Consider the following 16,070-nt stretch of genomic DNA (forward strand, 5'->3'; position numbering starts at 1 on the left):
GTGATTTTCCCCTAACTGACTTCAATCAACCCGCGCGGGTGAAGTGGCGCAGCTTGTCCGGATCGATATCAACACCCAACCCAGGACCCGAGGGCAACCGAATCTCGAAGTCCTTGATCTCGAGTTGGGTCTGCGTAAGCGTGTCGGCTAACACCCAGGGCCCTAGCAGTTCACATCCGAAGGGCATCGTCGGCAATGTGGCATACACATGGAGAGCAGCAGCGGTGCCGATTGATGAATCCAACATGGTGCCCCCATAGGACGCAATGCCCGAGGCTTCCGCGATCGCAGCGACCTTGAGGGTATTTGCCACCCCGCCCATGTTGCACAGCTTCAGCGAGAAGGCGTCGACGCAATGATGGCGCGCCAGTTCGAAGGCGGACGCCAGCGAGCTCAGGCTTTCATCGGCCAGGATGGCCACCCCGTTGTCGGCCGACAGGCGCCGAAGCGCATCGAAGTTGCTGCGTGCCACCGGCTGTTCGACCAGTTCGACACCGGCCGCCTCCAGGCGCGGAATCCACACCGATGCCGTGTTCTCATCCCAGGCCTGGTTGATATCGACCCGCACCGCAGCACGGTCACCGACGCGCTCGATAATCTTCTCGATATGGCGCAAATCATCTGCCGGGGAGCGCACGCCAAGCTTGATCTTGAACCGGTTGTGCCGGCGCCGCTCGATCATTTCCTCGGCGATTGCGATGTCCCGCTGCGTGTCGCCGCTCGCCAGGGTCCAGGCAATGGGGATGCCCTGCTGGATCGCGCCGCCGATCAAATCGCTCAGCGGCAGGTTCAGAGAGCGTGCCTTCAGATCATGCAGCGCAACGTCGATGGCCGCCTTGGCCGAATAGTTTCCGGTTACGGCGCGCTCCATTAAGTGCTGGAGCTCTCGCAGATTTGTCGCGTCCTTGCCGATCAGGAGCGGCGCCAAGTACGTTTCGATGATGACCTTGATGGTTTCAGCGCATTCGGAACTCCAAGTCGGCCCACCTACGCTGCTGCCCTCGCCGATGCCGACAAGCCCGCCCGCACGGATCTGCACGATCGCATAGCTCTGCTTCTGCACCGTGGTAAACGACATCTGGATGGGACGCGAAGCTGGGACGTCCACCAGCGTCACATCGATCGCTTCGATCTTCATGCCACTGTCTCCGTAGCCGACTTGCGTTGCTCGGCCTGCTCACGCTCGATTACGAAGTCCAGGGTCATGACCCGCACCCCGTCCTCGATCGTCTCGGGCGTAATCAGGTCGGGGGTGACGCCGTGACAGCAGTCATCGTCCACCCATTTGCCCCCTTCGAAGTAGTATTGCGTGGTCAACGGTTCGAAACCGTCCTTGCGCACCTTGAAGTGCACGTGCGCCGGACGCCAGGTATGGCTGCCCAGGTGGCCCAGCAGACGCCCAGTCGGCCCCTCGTAGGGGATCTGGTATGGCACTGGCATCGTGGTGCGCACGCGATAGTTGCCCTGGGAATCCGTCACGAGTTTTCCGCGGTAGTAGTCCACGGGGATGTTGTCGTGGATCCCGCTGTACAAGCCATCAGGCGTCGAGTGCCACACGTCGATGACAGCGCCAGCGAGCAACTCGCCCGTGTCCGAGCGCACCGTACCGCGAATGATCAGCGGTTTGTGGTCGTCGGTATCGTAGGTCTTGAGGACGCCTTCAACTACAGGAGCACCTTCCAGGAAGTACGGCCCCTGGATCGCAGGCGCAGAGGTCCGCGAGCGCTGCGCCTTGCCTTCGATGATGGTGCTGTTCAGGAAAACGTCCAGAAGCAGCGCGGTTTCCCGCGTCTGTGCGACCTCGGTGAGATAGTCGACACCCGCGCGGTATTCGGCTTCCGTGACGCGCTTGTCCAGCAAAATTTTGCGTACTGCCTCGACGATCGCGCCTGCGACCTCGGCAACTCGTTTATCCATGACTCGTCTCCTTTCAAGATCTCATGGTTGAAACACCGATGAGTTGGTGCTTCAAACATGAATGCTAAGATTCGCGTGTCATGCGGTCCAATACTTTTTTTAGCCTTTGCAATACGGGATCGGTATGGCTTAGCGGTGTTCACCCCTAGGGAAAACCAGAGGTCTTAAATGGAATTTCGGCAGCTTCGCTATTTCATCGCGGTCGCAGAAGAGGGAAATATCGGTGCTGCGGCAAGACGCCTGCATATTTCCCAGCCGCCCATTACCCGCCAAATACAGGCCCTGGAACAGGATCTCGGCGTGGTGCTGTTTGAACGCACGCACCGCGGCGTCGAATTGACGGCAGCGGGTACAACATTTTTAGAGGATGCCAGGCGCCTACTGCACGTTACCGAGATCTCAAGGGTGAGATCACGTGCAGCATCGCGCGGTGAAATCGGGGAATTGCGCGTCGCCTATTTCGGAACCGTCGTTTTGCATACGCTACCGCTGCTGCTGCGGCAACTCTTGTCGGTTGCTCCCTCGGCAACTGTGTCCTTGACGCAGATGAGCAAGAACCGCCAGATTGAAGCGCTGGACGCTGGCACCATCGATATCGGGTTCGGGCGTTTCTACCCCTATCAGGAGGGTGTAGTTGTCCGAAACGTAACCAATGAGAGGCTATTTCTGGGTGCGCAAAAGTCGCGCGCTCGCTCGTTTGGTGAGCAAGTTCATTGCAGCGCGCTTCGTAACGAGCCCTTGATCCTGTTCCCGCGAGAAGGACGCCCCAGTTTCGCAGCCGAAGTCATCGGCGTATTCAAAAACGCGCGAGTGGAGCCAAAGGTTGTCGCCATAGTTGAAGACGTCAATGCAGCCATGGCTCTGGCGTTGGCCGGCGTCGGCGTGACAATTGTTCCCGAGACAGTAGCCATGATTTCGTGGCCTGACTTCGGCTTCACTGAACTCGTGGGCTCCAAGGCCACTGTACCGGTCAGTTGTATCTACCGTCACGATCACATTGCGCCGATTCTGAAAACATTCTTGAACTTGCTACCTATTCGAGAATCGCAATAGATGCCAATCGTTAGGTTGTCGACCCCGCAATTCGGCATAACACTGGCCGTAAAGCGGGCATCAATCGCTGTACTCCAACTCTTACTGCGACATGGCTCACGCTAAAAGGAAGGCACGCGCAGCGAGGGCAATGCCCGACGCAATCAGCGCCGGGCCACCGCTATCAGTACTCCGAAGCCGACCAGCCGCCCGCCGAAGGCACGGTCGATCCAATGGCGGAAAGCCAGCAGACGATCGCGCACGGCACCGGCAGAGAAGCATAAGGCCACCAGGCTAAACCAGCCCATGTGCGCCGCAGCGATGAAAGCGCCATAGCCAATCTGCACTGCCAGCGGAGTGTCGGGCCGCACCACCTGCATAAACAGGCTGACGATGAATACCGTGGCTTTGGGGTTCAGCGTATTGGTCAGGAAACCGGTACGCAGCGCAGCGCCATCCGAGAGCGGTGCCATACGCTTTTCGGTCAGTGCGCCGCCAGCTTTCGTGCACAGCATTTTTATGCCGAGATAAATTAGATAGGCAGCACCGACCAGTTGATGGTGTTAAACAACCAAAGCGATTGCTGGATTAGCAGGCCCACGCCGATCAACGTATAGGTGATATGTACCAGTATGCCTAAGCCTATGCCCAATGCGGTCAGCACGCCCGCGCGGCGCGACAGCATCAAGCTATTGCGCGTAACCGTTGCAAAGTCCGGCCCAGGGCTGATGACGGCCAGCAAGGTGATTGTGACGACAGCTATTAATTCGGTCATTGGCGTATCCGGTCGGAAACAATGAAATTAAGGCAGATGATATTCAAAATCAACGTGAAGGAATATCGATCTTTCCGGCCAATAATGGAGAACTGAATTCGACATCTTCCGGTACGCGTCAGCCTTCCTAGCGGGTGCTACGCTGTTTCGAGGCTGCCGCCCACTTGGAGAATTCAGCCGTGCGATGGTCGAGTCGCATCTAACCCACGGCGCAGTCAACCGCGTGGCACGTTCACTCGAAAACGCATCGCGGTAGCGTGAGCAGCGTAGCCGGCGCGTCCTCCTGCACAAAGGGGGGCTCTGTTGCAAAAATCGTGAAGCTTGAGCATGCTTGGCGGAGATTGGACGGACGGAACGATGACGGATTTCAAGTGGCGCCATTTCCAGGGTGATGTGATCCTGTGGGCGGTGCGCTGGTATTGTCGCTATCCGATCAGCTATCGCGACCTTGAGGAAATGCTGGCGGAACGCGGCATTTCGGTCGACCATACGACGATCTATCGCTGGGTCCAGTGCTACGCCCCGGAGATGGAGAAGCGGCTGCGCTGGTTCTGGCGGCGTGGCTTTGATCCGAGCTGGCGCCTGGATGAAACCTACGTCAAGGTGCGGGGCAAGTGGACCTACCTGTACCGGGCAGTCGACAAGCGGGGCGACACGATCGATTTCTACCTGTCGCCGACCCGCAGCGCCAAGGCAGCGAAGCGGTTCCTGGGCAAGGCCCTGCGAGGCCTGAAGCACTGGGAAAAGCCTGCCACGCTCAATACCGACAAAGCGCCGAGCTATGGTGCAGCGATCACCGAATTGAAGCGCGAAGGAAAGCTGGACCGGGAGACGGCCCACCGGCAGGTGAAGTATCTCAATAACGTGATCGAGGCCGATCACGGAAAGCTCAAGATACTGATCAAGCCGGTGCGCGGTTTCAAATCGATCCCCACGGCCTATGCCACGATCAAGGGATTCGAAGTCATGCGAGCCCTGCGCAAAGGACAGGCTCGCCCCTGGTGCCTGCAGCCCGGCATCAGGGGCGAGGTGCGCCTTGTGGAGAGAGCTTTTGGCATTGGGCCCTCGGCGCTGACGGAGGCCATGGGCATGCTCAACCACCATTTCGCAGCAGCCGCCTGATCGGCGCAGAGCGACAGCCTACCTCTGACTGCCGCCAATCTTTGCAACAGAGCCCCCCTCCGAAACATTCTGCCTCTTGAAGTAATATTGGAAACAGGGGTCTTCATGCCATCCATCCGTAGCCTTGTGGCCGCGACTTTTGTCGCGTCCCTGTCCTTTGCGGCATCCGCCCAGGCGCAGGAGGTGGAGGATCACAGCAACCTCACGGTCGGCGTCGGCGCCGCCGTGATACCAAGCTATGAAGGGTCCGACGATTATCGCGTCATTCCCGTGCCGCAGCTGCGCGGCAAGGTGCATGATTTCGCGTTCTGGACGCGCGGGCCGGCCCTGTTCGTCGATGTCATCCCCAATCGCAGCGACGACGGCATCGATGTGCAGCTTGGCCCCGTGGTCGGCGCACGGTTCGATCGCACCAGCCGCAAGCGCACCAAGGACGACGCGGTCGCCGCGCTGGGCAAGCTCGACACCGCGATCGAGGTGGGCGGTTTCGTCGGCATCGGCAAGACCGGCGTCATCACCAGCGCCTATGACAATTTGTCGGCGCGCGTCACCATCACCAAGGATGTGGCCGGCGCGCATGACAGCATGATCGTGACGCCTGCGATCGAATATTTCACCCCCCTGTCGATCCGCAGCTTTGTCGGTCTGGGCGTGTCGGCCGATTATGTCGGCAAGAAATATGGCCGCTATTATTTCGACGTGACGCCCGATCAGGCGGTGGCGAGCGGGCTGCCGGCCTATGATCGCGCCGGCGACGGGTCGGGCTTTCGCAAGATCAACCTCAACCTGACCGGCGGCTATTCCCTGTCGGGTGACATCCGGCGGGGCTGGACGCTCTTTGCGCTTGGCGGCTATTCGCGCATGCTTGGCGATTATGCGGACTCGCCGGTGGTCGCGATTGCAGGGTCGAAGAATCAGTGGATCGGCGCAGTCGGGGTCGGCTACACCTTCTAAGCGCCATTCTGCCTTGTTCCTTGGGGGTGACGCCCCACATAAGGCGCTGTAAGGCAGCGGCCTTGACGGACCAAATTGGCAGGAGATGACGACGTGGCGACCCTGGGACTGAGCGACACCGAAAAGGCGGCGGTTGAGGCGTTTCGCCGCGATGTCGTCGATCCTTCGCGCACCAGCCTGGTCATTGTCGATTTCTGGGCGGAATGGTGCGGACCGTGCAAGCAGCTGACCCCGGTCATCGAAAAGGTCTGCGCCGACTATGCCGCCAAGGGCGTCAAGCTGGTCAAGGTCAATGTCGATGAAAATGGCTTTATCGCAAGCCAGTTTCGCGTGCAGTCCATACCCACGGTCTACGCCGTGTTTCAGGGTCAGCCAGTAGCCGATCTGTCGCAGGCGCGGACAGAAGGACAGTTCAAGCAATATCTCGACCAGTTGCTGGCCCAGCTGCCGATCGAATCCGATGAAAAGGCGCTGCAACAGGAAGTAGCACCGTTGATCGCCATGGGTGAGGAGATGCTCGCGGGCGGCGAACATGAGCGCGCCCTGTCGATCTTTTCCCAGATCGCGGAGATGGACCCGGACAATGCCGAGGTCATCAGCGGCCAGGCGCGCGCCCTGATCGCGCTTGGCCAGTTGGACGAAGCCGAAGCGCTGATCGCCAGCCTGTCGCCGGACGTGGCGAAGCATCCGGCCATCGATCAGGCCCGCGCGGCGATCGCGCTGAAGCGCGAAGCGCGACCGATGGCTGATCTGTCGGATCTGGAAGCCAAAGTCGCGGCCGATCCCGACGATCATCAGGCGCGGTTCGATCTTGCCGCGGGCCTGATGGGCAATGGCGACCGTGACGGCGCGGCCGACATGCTTCTGGAAAGCGTCCGACGCGACCGCGCCTGGAACGATGGCGCGGCGCGCGCGCAACTGGTCAAGATTTTCGAGGCGGTGGGCCTGGAAGATCCCTGGGTGGCGGCGCAACGGCGCAAGCTGTCGCAGATATTGTTCGCGTAACGGCGATGGCGGCGACGCGCGTCTCCATCTTTCCCTTGTCCGGGGCTTTGCTGCTGCCGGGCATGGACTTGCCGCTGCACATTTTCGAGCCGCGCTATCGCGCCCTTATCCACGACGCGATGGCGCGCGATCGCCGGATCGGCATGATCCAGCCGCGCGGCGAAGGCCCGGTGCCGACGCTCTATGATGTCGGGTGCCTGGGGCATGTGAGCCATATCGAGGCGCTGGAGGATGGCCGCTTCAACATCATCCTGACGGGACTTGCGCGCTTCCGGGTTCTGCGCGAGTTGCCGGTCGCGACGCAATTCCGCCAGATCGAGGCGGAGATAGAGCAGGCGCCGGACGAGGACGAAGTGCTGTCGGCCGTGGAGCGCGCGGCGCTGGAGCAGGAATCGCGGCGTTTTGCCGACATGCTGGGCTATGTCGTCGACTGGACGGCGGTGTCGCGGCTGGATGACGTCGCTCTGGTGAATGGCATCGCCCAGATCGCGCCCTTTGATCCTGCATCCAAACAGACGCTGCTGGAAGCCGACAGCCTGTCCGAACGATCGGAACGGATCATTCAGCTGATGCAGATCATCGGGCGGATCGAGCGCGACGGCGGCGCGACGTTGCAATGAACGATGCGACCGATGAGGCCCCGCCAATAGACCCATGGCTGCTGGGCAAGCTGGTCTGCCCGGTGACACGCACGCCACTGCGCTGGGATGGCGGGAGGCAGGCTCTCGTGTCAGACGCGGCCATGCTCGCCTTTCCCGTGCGCGATGGCGTGCCGGTGCTGGTGGCGCGGGAAGCGTCTGCGCTGTAAGGCGCGGTTAAGCAGCCGCTGTTAGGAGGTGCCTCGCGCCGAGCCGTCACAGCTGTTAGGGTGATCCCGATGTTCTTGCAATTGGCCCTTCTTGGTCTGGCGACCCCGCGCGTCGCGGCCGCAACGGCTGCTCCGCCAGCCGCCAACCCGGTCCCTCTGGTGGAAACCCGGGGATTGACCTGCGCCGATGAAAGCTCCGTTCGCGATATCGTGATTGATTTCACGGCGGGTCGCTGGCGCGAAGCCGGGCGCGAATGGAGCAAGATCGTCGCGCAGGACGATGCGACGATCACATTGGTCAAGCAGGGCGGCGGGCTGCTGAGCGACCTGCGCCGGGTGGAGCAGTTGGACCGTGCGACGCTGGTGCTGTCGACCGAACTGCACACGGGCCTGATCGACGAGAAGCGCGCCTATCATTGCCGCATCGTGCCGCCTTTCGATGCGGAACGACAGATTTAAGACAGCGCTACCTCATCGCAGCGCGGCGATACATTCGACTTCGAGCGGCGCTCCCAGCGCCAGGCCATTCGCGCCGAAGGCGCTGCGGGCGGGCAGGCGCTTGCCCTTGAAATAGGGCGGATAGGCCGCGTTGAACCGTGGCCAGTCCGTCATGTCGGCCAGCATCACCGTGCATTTGACGACGTCGCCATAATCCAGCCCGTTCGATGTCAGGATCGCGCCGATCGCGTCCATCGCGCCTTTGACGGCGGCATCGAATCCGTCGGTATGCCGATCCATGCCTTCAGGCACCTGACCGATCTGGCCGGACAGGAAAAGAAGGCCGCCCGCGGGCACGGCAGGCGAAAATGGCAATTGCGCCGGCATAGGCGGTGGGGCGGCGGCGGGCTGGGCCAAGGCCGGCGCAGCGGTGAACAGCAGAAGAGCGGTCATGGCAGTTTTCATGGTGATCTTTCCTTCAGGGGTCAGGCGCGGGGCAGGGCGCCGAGCAGCCGCTCGACATCGCGCATGTCGGTAAAGACCGATGGGGCGATCCGAAAATGATGGTCGTGCAGCGATAGGCGCACCTGCGCGCGCGTCAGGGGAGCGGCCAGCCTCTCCCGAGCGTCGGGCAGAAGGGCGGTGAGCAGAGGCGTGCGCGCGTCGGCCGGCGTGATGAGGCGATAGCCTTTGGCTGTCAGCCCTTCCCGCAACGCGCCGATCATCTGCTGCGCATGGGCCTGGATCGCCGGGACGCCGATGGTCGCGATATAATCAAGGCCATGGTCGATCGCGGGAATGACGGCCTGCGCATAGGTGCCAGTGCCGAAATGGCCGAGCGCGCCGGTCCGGTGGACATAGCTGGTGGGGGCTGGCCCCGGCGGGTCCATGGGATAGACATGGGTTTGTGGCGGCGACAGGCCGATCCCCGGCGCAGCGCCGGGCGCGGCAAAGCCATAATAGCCAAAGTCCGCCAAGCGAAGGTCATCCAGAACGCCGCGCCGGGCATAGAGAAAGCCCAGGCCAAAATCGCCCATCAGCCACTTATAGGTGGCGCAGGCGGCGAAATCGACGCCGCTGTCGTGCAGGTCGACCGGCACCGCGCCGGCGGCATGGATGATGTCGGCATAGACCAGCGCCCCGACCGCATGTGCGAGAGCGCAGACCGCCTTCAGATCATGCTGGAACCCGTTATAGGTCGACACGAGCGAGAGGCTGACCAGCCTGGTGCCAGGCGTGATCGCGCGGGCCATGTCCTCCAGCAAGATGCGCCCGTCGCGCGCCCGAACCCAGGTTACGTCGACGCCTTGTCTGGCCAATTCCTGATACATGGGGAAGGCGGCGTAGAAATGCAGCGTGTCGGTGACGATGCGGCCGCCAGCGCCGGGAAACCCCAGCGCGCGCAGCACGGCCTGTTCACCTGTGATGGTCGATTGCACCCACGTCACTTCATCGGGATCGGCGTTGACCAGCCGCGCGAAGCTGGCAATCGTGGCGGCGCGATCCACGGGCGGCGGCGCGGCAGGATCAAGCGTGCGGCCCGCGGCATAGGCATCCATCGCGCGCCGCGCGCCAAGGCTCATCGGGTGGATCGACGCGCTGTCCAGATAGGCAACAGGGGTCGGCGCGAAACTGGACTTGTCGGGCAGGGCGGGGGGACTGGCGGCGGCTGCCCTGACCGCTACCGGCGCCACGAGCGCAGCGCCGATCGCCTGCCGCCGGGACAGCGTCACGCCAGGACTTTGAGCAGGGCGGTCTTGAACGCCTGCATCTCCGCTGCCGTACCGATGGATACGCGCACCCAGTCGTCCATATGCTTGCGCGGCCCGCCGATGAAGATGCGATCGCGCGCCAGAGCGGCCGTCACATCGGCCCCCGGTCGACCGATATGGATCATCAGAAAGCTCGCTTCGCTGGGCAAGGTGCGCAGGCCCTGGGCCGCGCACCAGGCAATCAGGTCGTCGCGCACGGCCTTGTTCTGCGCCTTGCGCATGGGCACCAGATCGGCGTCGAGCAGGCTGGCTTCGGCTGCAATGATGGCGGGCATGGGGGTGATATTGACGCCATGGCGCGCCATTCCGTCCAGCAAATCCTTGCGCCCGGCGATCAGGCCGCAGCGCAGGCCTGCAAGGCCATAAATTTTGGAAAAGGTGCGCGTCACCAGCAAGTCCGCGCCCGATGCCACCAGGTCAAGGCAGCTTTGCGCGTCGCTGAACTGGATATAGGCTTCGTCTACCAAGAGGATGCTGCCCTTTGGCTTGTTGGCGAGCAGCCATTCGATGTCCGCGCGCGCCACCGGCAGGCCGGTCGGGTTATTGGGATTGCACAGATAATAAACGCCTGCACCGGGTGCGGCGGTCAGCAATGCCTTGAGGTCGGCCTTGAATTCGCCCGACAGCGGCACCGCGACCGATCGCGTCACGCTTTCATTGCCAAGGCCGAGAAATCCCTGATCGAATGTCGGTTCGAAATAGGCGATGGGTCGTTCAGGCGAGCTGTAGCTCAGTGCGACCGACCGCAGCGGCATGAAGGACCCTGGGTGGACCTGAACCTGATCGGCGGCGAGGCCATTTTGCCGGGCGAACAGGCTTTCCAGCTTGCCGGCAAAGGCCATGCCATAGCGCCCGGACAGCGGCGGCAATCCGGCCAGCGCCGCCAGCGCGGCGGGGCTGGGACCCACAGGATGTTCGTTGCTGTTGATATAGACGCCATCGGTCAGCGTGGCGATCATGCCGGCCGGATCGTCGGGCAGCGCAACCGCGCGGCCGCGTTGCGCGATAGCGGGCGCAGCGGACATGGCGCCCGCCGCCGCCACGGCGCCGCGCATCATCATTCGTCGGGACAGGGACATGGGCACCTTTCAATGGCCAAAAGCAAAAGGGCCGATCCATCGCTGGACCGGCCCTCTTTCGTGACGGCGTCAGAACTTGAAGTCGAGACGCGCGTAATAATAGCCGCCAGACGTTCCATAAGCGCCATGGCCATAATAGCTGTTCCAGGTGGTCGTGCCATTTTCATAGGGCGACTGACCCGGTAGCACGGTGACGCCGCTCAGCAGCTTGGGCTTTTCGGGCCGCTTGTCGAACAGGTTATTCGCACCGACCGAGAATTTCACGAAGTCGGTGAAGTCATAACCCAGCTCCAGATCGGTGATCCCGGTCGCCTTGACGACGCCGTCCCGCTCGATCGACTGGCCGTTCATCGCCGCCGCCGACAGGGCCGAACGAACGAGGATGCTGGTCTTGCCATAGAAGGTCTGACGCAGATTGGCCGAGAAGGGACCGGTCGAGAAGTTGATGTTGCCCACCACCTTATATTCGGGCGACGCGTCCTCGATATAGCTTTCCGACACGGCGCTGAACAGCGCAGTATTCTTGTTATCCGTGATCTTGGTCTTGTTGTAGTTGGCCGTCAGCGACAGGTCGAGCTTGCCGAAATCGAGCATCACCGGGTAACGGGCGGCGAAGTCGATGCCATAGGTTTCGGTGTCGATGAGGTTGGTGAAGCTCGCCACGCCCAGCGTCTGAAGGCCGGTGTCGAGCACGAGGCCGGTGGACGCGATCGCGGCAAGGATGCTTTCCGCGCCAGGGACGGGATTGCCGCCCTGGATGGCGGGCAGCGTCGCCGTGGCGGAAATGCGGTCCTTGATCTTGATATAATAGCCATCGATCGTGATCGCGAGCTTGGGCGTCGGGTGAATGACAATACCGGCCGAGAAGTTAGTGGACTTTTCAGGACGCAGAGAATTGAACCCGAGCAAGGTCGCTGCCGGCGAACCGGCGGGCAATTGCAGCACGGCGCTGGTGGGGCCGACATTCACCGTCGAGTAGAAGGATTCAGCCAGCGTCGGTGCGCGGAACCCGGTGGAGGCGGTGCCGCGGATCGCGAAGGCGTCCGAGAAATCGTATCGCGTCGTGATCTTGCCGATCGTCGTATCGCCAAAGTCGGTATAATCTTCATAGCGGCCGGCAATGTCGATGGTCCACTTGTCGATCGGTTCGGCGATCAGGTTGATATAGCCTGCGCGCGAACTGCGGCGATGCTTGCCGGCGTCGATGTCCTTGTAGCCGGGGAAGGACTGCACCCCTTCTGCCAAGGTGGAATAATAATCGCCCTGCATGATTTCATAGGTGTCGCGCCGATATTCGCCGCCAAAGGCCAGGGTCAGCGGATTGGCCATGCCCACGTCGAATTCCTTGCGAATGTCGAGCGTGGTGGTGAGCTGACTGAGCTTGAAGCCGCCGTCATAGGCGTCGCTCACCGTATTGGGCGTGATGGTGGGGTCCGTGAGAGAGGCGTTGTAATTGGCGATCCAGAGCGACCGGTGGGCCGATTCAATGGTCCAGATCTTGTTCTGGTCATAGCCGTAGGTGACGCTGAGGTCGTAATTCCAGTCAGAGCCGAATTCACCCTTTGCCCCAACGGTGAAGCTATATTCCTTCTGCTCCACTTTCTGCTGCGGCACCATGCCGAAAGTGCGGGTGTCGCCATAGCAGGTCGAAAGGTCGGTCGCGTCGGCGCAGATGCGGTTGGGCGGACGATAGCCCTGATAGGCATAGCCCACGCGCCGCGACACATCGCCGAAGCTGTAGAGTTCGACGCCGCCGAAATCATAGCCCATATTGTAGAAGAGAATGTTGAGCTGCGATTTTGCCTGCCCGCCGTTGATGCCGTTCAGATCAAGATCGGCCCAGGCGGGGTCGTAATAGTTGCTGGTCGACGGGAATTGTCCGGGATAGGTGCCGGCCGCGTTCACATAGGGATTGCCGTCAATGTCCGACATGATGACCTGACCCGTGCCGGTGGTCGTGTAATCCTGACGCCGGTGGAAGGCGGTGACGTTGAAAAAGCCGTCTTCGCCCAGTTTGAAGCCGACATTGCCCGATGCGGAGAAGAGCTCGCCTTCGCTGTTATAATATTGGCCGCCCGTCACCTTGAAGGTGCCGCCGTCGGACTGGTCCTTCAGGATCATGTTGATGGCGCCGGCGATCGCGTCGGTGCCGTACACTGCCGAGGCGCCGTCCTGCAGGATTTCGATGCGCGACACGGCGTCTGGCGGGATGAGGTCGATGCTGGGCGCCGCCGAACCCTGGAACGGGCCAGCGATCACCTGAAGAATGGCCGAACCGTGGCGACGCTTGCCATTCACCATGACCAGCGTGTGGTTCGGGCTGAGGCCGCGCAGACGAGCCGACAGCGAGAAGTTGGACATGTCCACGCCCTGCGTCTGGGCGGTGAAGCTGGGCACCAGCTGGGTGAGGGCCTGATTGAGGTTTGGCTGACCCACGCTCGAGAGCGCCTGTTCGCCCAGCACCGTGACGGGCGCGGCGCTGTCCGCTGCCTGCATGCCCACGGCGCGGGTCCCGGTGACGATGATGGCCGTGCCGTCGTCGGCCTGCGGTTCCTGCGGCGCTTCCTGCGCCAGCGCGCCGGCTGACCAGGACGACGCCAGGATAAGAGAAAGTTTGAACGCGGACAGTCTTGTCATTCATGCCCCCTGTTTTTGCAATGTCGATGACAAGGGGATGAACGAACGGTGTCAGCCGAGCCGCTATTGCAGCGCAGCATTTTCATCAAAGGTGGAGTCTGTGTCGCAAAAGACACAAGTGCCAATGCGAAGCTATTGGCTTTGCGTGAGTGGAGGCATTACCGCGCCAGAAAATTGATCTTCAAGGCAACTTTGCATCCGCTGACATGGAGGATTCCCATCGCAGCTTCGTCATTATAGTCTTACGCCTTGAAGATCAGGAGGCGAGCGCGTCATCGATCAGCGACCTGGCTTCCGCGCCTTCCCAGTCCATCGCGCCTATGACGCGCAGCATTTCCTTGCCCTGCGCGTCATAGAGGACGGTCGTGGGCAGGACGCCGGTCGCATAGGAAAAGCCGAAACGATTGTCCGGATCGGTATAGGCCTTGAGATGCGGCAGATCATGTTTGGCGAAAAATGCGCCCGCCGCCTTCGCGCCCTGCACATCCTGCGAAATGGTCAGCACGGCTAGGCCTTTGGCGCCGTGCGCAGCTGCAACACGGTCCAGCGTCGGCATTTCCGCGACGCAGGGCGCGCACCATGTCGCCCACAGATTAACCAGCATCGGTTTGCCGGCGAAATCCTGCAACGTCATGTCGCTGCCATCGGGCGCCTGAAACACGAAGTCGGGCGCGGCGGTGCCGGCCTTGCTTTTGTCGATCTTGTAGTTGAACGCCGCCTCGCCCTTCGGCTCTGCGGTTGCTTCGCCGGGCGTCGGCGCGACTTCGCCGCTGATGGCGGCATTGGCTTGCTCCTTGGGCGGCGATTGCCTATCGCATGCCGCCAGCAACGCAGGCAGGAGCAATATCATTAGCGCGCGGGACGACGACAGCATGGGTTCAGGCTCCAACAGCATGTGGGGCGGCCGCTTCGCTGCCGGCCCCGCTTCGATCATGCGCGAGATAAATGCCTCCATCCCATTCGACAAGCGACTGTGGAAACAGGATATCGCCGGGTCCAAGGCGCATGTGGCGATGCTGGCGCAGCAGGGAATCGTCACCCGGGCCGATGCGGAGACGATCAGCGCCGGGCTGGACACCATCGCCGCCGAATATGAGGCGAACGGGGTTCCGGTGAACCTTGACCTTGAAGACATCCATATGGTGACGGAATCGCGCCTCGCGGAACTGATCGGCCCGGTCGCCGGGCGATTGCACACCGCGCGCAGCCGCAATGACCAGGTGGCGACCGACTTTCGCCTGTGGGTGCGCGATGCCATTGACGAGGTGGAGGCGGGGCTGGTCGGCTTGCAGCGCGCTCTGGTCGCGCGGGCGCAGGACCATGCCGACGCCGTGATGCCCGGCTTTACCCATTTGCAGTCCGCGCAGCCGGTGACGCTCGGCCATCATCTGATGGCCTATTATGAGATGGTTCGCCGCGACCGCAGCCGCTTTGCCGATGCGCGCGCGCGCCTCAATGAATGTCCGCTGGGCGCGGCGGCGCTTGCCGGCACCGGCTTTCCCACCGATCGCCACATGACGGCGGCGGCCTTGGGCTTTGCCAGGCCGACGGACAACAGCCTGGACAGCGTGTCCGACCGCGATTTCGCGCTGGACTATCTGATGGCCGCGACCCAGGCGTCGCTGCACCTGTCACGGCTCGCGGAAGAATTCATCATCTGGGCGAGCCAGCCCTTCGGCTTCGTCAAGCTGCCCGACGCCTATTCGACCGGCAGCTCGATCATGCCACAAAAGCGCAATCCCGACGCCGCCGAACTGGTGCGCGGCCATGCCGGGCGCATCATGGGCTGCATGACCGCGCTCTGCGTCACGATGAAGGGGCTGCCGCTCGCTTATTCCAAGGATATGCAGGACGACAAACCGCCGGTGTTCGAGGCGCACGACCTGCTCGCGCTGTCGATCGCGGCGATGACGGGCATGGTGGAAACCGTGACGTTCCGCACCGACCGGATGCGCGGCCTGGCCGAAAGCGGTTTTGCGACCGCGACGGACCTTGCCGACTGGCTGGTGCGCGAAGGCGGCATTCCTTTCCGTGAGGCGCACCATATCACCGGTCGTGCGGTGGCGGCGGCGGAAGAGGCGGGCGTATCGCTCGACCAGTTGCCGCTCGAAAAGTTGCGCGCGATCGACGATCGGATCGACGATCGGGTCTATGCCGTGCTGACGGTCGACGCGTCCGTCGCCAGCCGCAAGAGCCATGGCGGCACCGCGCCCGACCAGGTGCGCGCCCGCATCGCGCAGGCCAAGGAGGAACTGGGATGAAGACGCTGCGCATCATCGCGGGCCTCGGCCTGACCATGCTGGCGCTTGCTGGCTGCGGCGGTCGTCAGCCCTTGAAGCCGGTCGAGGGGCAAAGGCTGCCCGCGGTGCCCGTTGGTGCGGCGACCGCGCCCACCAGCACGCAATTGCTGACGCCCTCCATCCAGGCGCGCCCGGAACGCAATGTCGAACTGCTCACCCAGTCGCGCGAGCGCACCGACGACGAATTCGATCTGCCGCCCGAAGCGCAGCCCAACTAGACCACAGGACCAG

16 protein-coding genes and 1 pseudogene are annotated in these 16,070 nt (G+C 62.2%); 9 read left to right on the forward strand and 8 right to left on the reverse strand.

What is annotated here, in order from left to right:
- Positions 1-25: 25 nt before the first annotated feature.
- Together RLDS_RS31395 and RLDS_RS31400 are read right to left on the reverse strand one after the other, a co-directional pair.
- Positions 26-1,138 (reverse strand): muconate cycloisomerase family protein, encoded by a 1,113-nt coding sequence (locus tag RLDS_RS31395; protein ID WP_011489354.1) that lies wholly within the window; start codon positions 1,136-1,138, stop codon positions 26-28.
- Positions 1,135-1,917: a chlorocatechol 1,2-dioxygenase gene (locus RLDS_RS31400; RefSeq protein WP_011489353.1), complete on the reverse strand. Its 783-nt coding sequence runs from the start codon at positions 1,915-1,917 to the stop codon at positions 1,135-1,137. The genes RLDS_RS31395 and RLDS_RS31400 overlap by 4 nt, the downstream gene beginning before the upstream one ends.
- A gap of 168 nt (positions 1,918-2,085) precedes the next feature.
- Here RLDS_RS31400 and RLDS_RS31405 point away from each other — a divergent pair, with 168 nt between their 5' ends.
- Entirely contained in the window at positions 2,086-2,970 is an 885-nt protein-coding gene (locus RLDS_RS31405) for a LysR substrate-binding domain-containing protein (RefSeq protein WP_021224465.1), read from the forward strand.
- A 143-nt stretch (positions 2,971-3,113) separates the two neighbouring features.
- On the opposite strand, the pseudogene RLDS_RS57370 reads toward RLDS_RS31405, so the two are convergent.
- Positions 3,114-3,724, reverse strand: a pseudogene (locus RLDS_RS57370) (LysE family translocator).
- Between the two features lie 357 nt (positions 3,725-4,081).
- Here RLDS_RS57370 and RLDS_RS31415 point away from each other — a divergent pair.
- From RLDS_RS31415 to RLDS_RS31440, 6 genes are all read left to right on the forward strand, one after another.
- Complete coding sequence (locus RLDS_RS31415; protein ID WP_001389365.1) at positions 4,082-4,846, forward strand: IS6-like element IS6100 family transposase; 765 nt, start codon at positions 4,082-4,084, stop codon at positions 4,844-4,846.
- A gap of 105 nt (positions 4,847-4,951) precedes the next feature.
- Complete coding sequence (locus tag RLDS_RS31420) at positions 4,952-5,800, forward strand: MipA/OmpV family protein (protein WP_021224478.1); 849 nt, start codon at positions 4,952-4,954, stop codon at positions 5,798-5,800.
- A 93-nt stretch (positions 5,801-5,893) separates the two neighbouring features.
- Positions 5,894-6,805, forward strand: coding sequence for a tetratricopeptide repeat protein (locus tag RLDS_RS31425; RefSeq protein ID WP_021224479.1), 912 nt, complete (start codon positions 5,894-5,896; stop codon positions 6,803-6,805).
- 5 nt (positions 6,806-6,810) lie between these two features.
- Positions 6,811-7,425: an LON peptidase substrate-binding domain-containing protein gene (locus RLDS_RS31430; RefSeq protein ID WP_021224480.1), complete on the forward strand. Its 615-nt coding sequence runs from the start codon at positions 6,811-6,813 to the stop codon at positions 7,423-7,425.
- On the forward strand, positions 7,422-7,613 hold the full coding sequence (locus RLDS_RS31435; protein WP_021224481.1) for a Trm112 family protein: 192 nt from the start codon (positions 7,422-7,424) through the stop codon (positions 7,611-7,613). Before RLDS_RS31430 ends, RLDS_RS31435 begins: the two co-directional genes overlap by 4 nt.
- Positions 7,614-7,682: 69 nt before the next feature.
- Positions 7,683-8,072, forward strand: coding sequence for a hypothetical protein (locus tag RLDS_RS31440; RefSeq protein WP_021224482.1), 390 nt, complete (start codon positions 7,683-7,685; stop codon positions 8,070-8,072).
- A 12-nt stretch (positions 8,073-8,084) separates the two neighbouring features.
- Here the strand turns inward: RLDS_RS31440 and RLDS_RS31445 are convergent, their stop codons facing one another.
- The 5 genes from RLDS_RS31445 to RLDS_RS31465 form a co-directional block, all read right to left on the reverse strand.
- Positions 8,085-8,516, reverse strand: a complete 432-nt coding sequence (locus tag RLDS_RS31445; protein WP_021224483.1) for a RidA family protein — start codon at positions 8,514-8,516, stop codon at positions 8,085-8,087.
- Between the two features lie 20 nt (positions 8,517-8,536).
- Positions 8,537-9,784, reverse strand: coding sequence for an aminotransferase class V-fold PLP-dependent enzyme (locus RLDS_RS31450; RefSeq protein WP_021224484.1), 1,248 nt, complete (start codon positions 9,782-9,784; stop codon positions 8,537-8,539).
- Positions 9,781-10,902 carry an aminotransferase class I/II-fold pyridoxal phosphate-dependent enzyme gene (locus RLDS_RS31455; protein ID WP_031297335.1) on the reverse strand — a complete coding sequence of 374 codons (1,122 nt, stop codon included), beginning with the start codon at positions 10,900-10,902 and terminating at the stop codon, positions 9,781-9,783. Before RLDS_RS31455 ends, RLDS_RS31450 begins: the two co-directional genes overlap by 4 nt.
- Positions 10,903-10,971: 69 nt before the next feature.
- Positions 10,972-13,539: a TonB-dependent receptor plug domain-containing protein gene (locus tag RLDS_RS31460; protein WP_021224486.1), complete on the reverse strand. Its 2,568-nt coding sequence runs from the start codon at positions 13,537-13,539 to the stop codon at positions 10,972-10,974.
- A gap of 256 nt (positions 13,540-13,795) precedes the next feature.
- A complete protein-coding gene (locus RLDS_RS31465; RefSeq protein ID WP_236616783.1) occupies positions 13,796-14,413 on the reverse strand; it encodes a TlpA family protein disulfide reductase in 618 nt (205 codons plus the stop codon).
- A gap of 19 nt (positions 14,414-14,432) precedes the next feature.
- On the opposite strand from RLDS_RS31465, the gene argH reads away from it, so the two are divergent.
- Both argH and RLDS_RS31475 read left to right on the forward strand, forming a co-directional pair.
- Positions 14,433-15,800: an argininosuccinate lyase gene (argH, locus tag RLDS_RS31470; protein ID WP_021224488.1), complete on the forward strand. Its 1,368-nt coding sequence runs from the start codon at positions 14,433-14,435 to the stop codon at positions 15,798-15,800.
- On the forward strand, positions 15,797-16,057 hold the full coding sequence (locus tag RLDS_RS31475; protein WP_021224489.1) for a hypothetical protein: 261 nt from the start codon (positions 15,797-15,799) through the stop codon (positions 16,055-16,057). The genes argH and RLDS_RS31475 overlap by 4 nt, the downstream gene beginning before the upstream one ends.
- Positions 16,058-16,070 lie beyond the last annotated feature (13 nt).

The sequence above is a fragment of the Sphingobium lactosutens DS20 genome (assembly GCF_000445105.1).
Lineage (GTDB): Bacteria > Pseudomonadota > Alphaproteobacteria > Sphingomonadales > Sphingomonadaceae > Sphingobium > Sphingobium lactosutens.

What these genes read in the sequence shown, in the direction of transcription:
- RLDS_RS31395 (WP_011489354.1), bottom strand. Translation starts at nt 1,138, where the DNA reads ATGAAGATCGAAGCGATCGATGTGACGCTGGTGGACGTCCCAGCTTCG.
- RLDS_RS31400 (WP_011489353.1), bottom strand. Translation starts at nt 1,917, where the DNA reads ATGGATAAACGAGTTGCCGAGGTCGCAGGCGCGATCGTCGAGGCAGTA.
- RLDS_RS31405 (WP_021224465.1), top strand. Translation starts at nt 2,086, where the DNA reads ATGGAATTTCGGCAGCTTCGCTATTTCATCGCGGTCGCAGAAGAGGGA.
- RLDS_RS31415 (WP_001389365.1), top strand. Translation starts at nt 4,082, where the DNA reads ATGACGGATTTCAAGTGGCGCCATTTCCAGGGTGATGTGATCCTGTGG.
- RLDS_RS31420 (WP_021224478.1), top strand. Translation starts at nt 4,952, where the DNA reads ATGCCATCCATCCGTAGCCTTGTGGCCGCGACTTTTGTCGCGTCCCTG.
- RLDS_RS31430 (WP_021224480.1), top strand. Translation starts at nt 6,811, where the DNA reads ATGGCGGCGACGCGCGTCTCCATCTTTCCCTTGTCCGGGGCTTTGCTG.
- RLDS_RS31435 (WP_021224481.1), top strand. Translation starts at nt 7,422, where the DNA reads ATGAACGATGCGACCGATGAGGCCCCGCCAATAGACCCATGGCTGCTG.
- RLDS_RS31440 (WP_021224482.1), top strand. Translation starts at nt 7,683, where the DNA reads ATGTTCTTGCAATTGGCCCTTCTTGGTCTGGCGACCCCGCGCGTCGCG.
- RLDS_RS31445 (WP_021224483.1), bottom strand. Translation starts at nt 8,516, where the DNA reads ATGAAAACTGCCATGACCGCTCTTCTGCTGTTCACCGCTGCGCCGGCC.
- RLDS_RS31455 (WP_031297335.1), bottom strand. Translation starts at nt 10,902, where the DNA reads ATGTCCCTGTCCCGACGAATGATGATGCGCGGCGCCGTGGCGGCGGCG.
- RLDS_RS31460 (WP_021224486.1), bottom strand. Translation starts at nt 13,539, where the DNA reads ATGACAAGACTGTCCGCGTTCAAACTTTCTCTTATCCTGGCGTCGTCC.
- RLDS_RS31465 (WP_236616783.1), bottom strand. Translation starts at nt 14,413, where the DNA reads ATGCTGTCGTCGTCCCGCGCGCTAATGATATTGCTCCTGCCTGCGTTG.
- argH (WP_021224488.1), top strand. Translation starts at nt 14,433, where the DNA reads ATGTGGGGCGGCCGCTTCGCTGCCGGCCCCGCTTCGATCATGCGCGAG.
- RLDS_RS31475 (WP_021224489.1), top strand. Translation starts at nt 15,797, where the DNA reads ATGAAGACGCTGCGCATCATCGCGGGCCTCGGCCTGACCATGCTGGCG.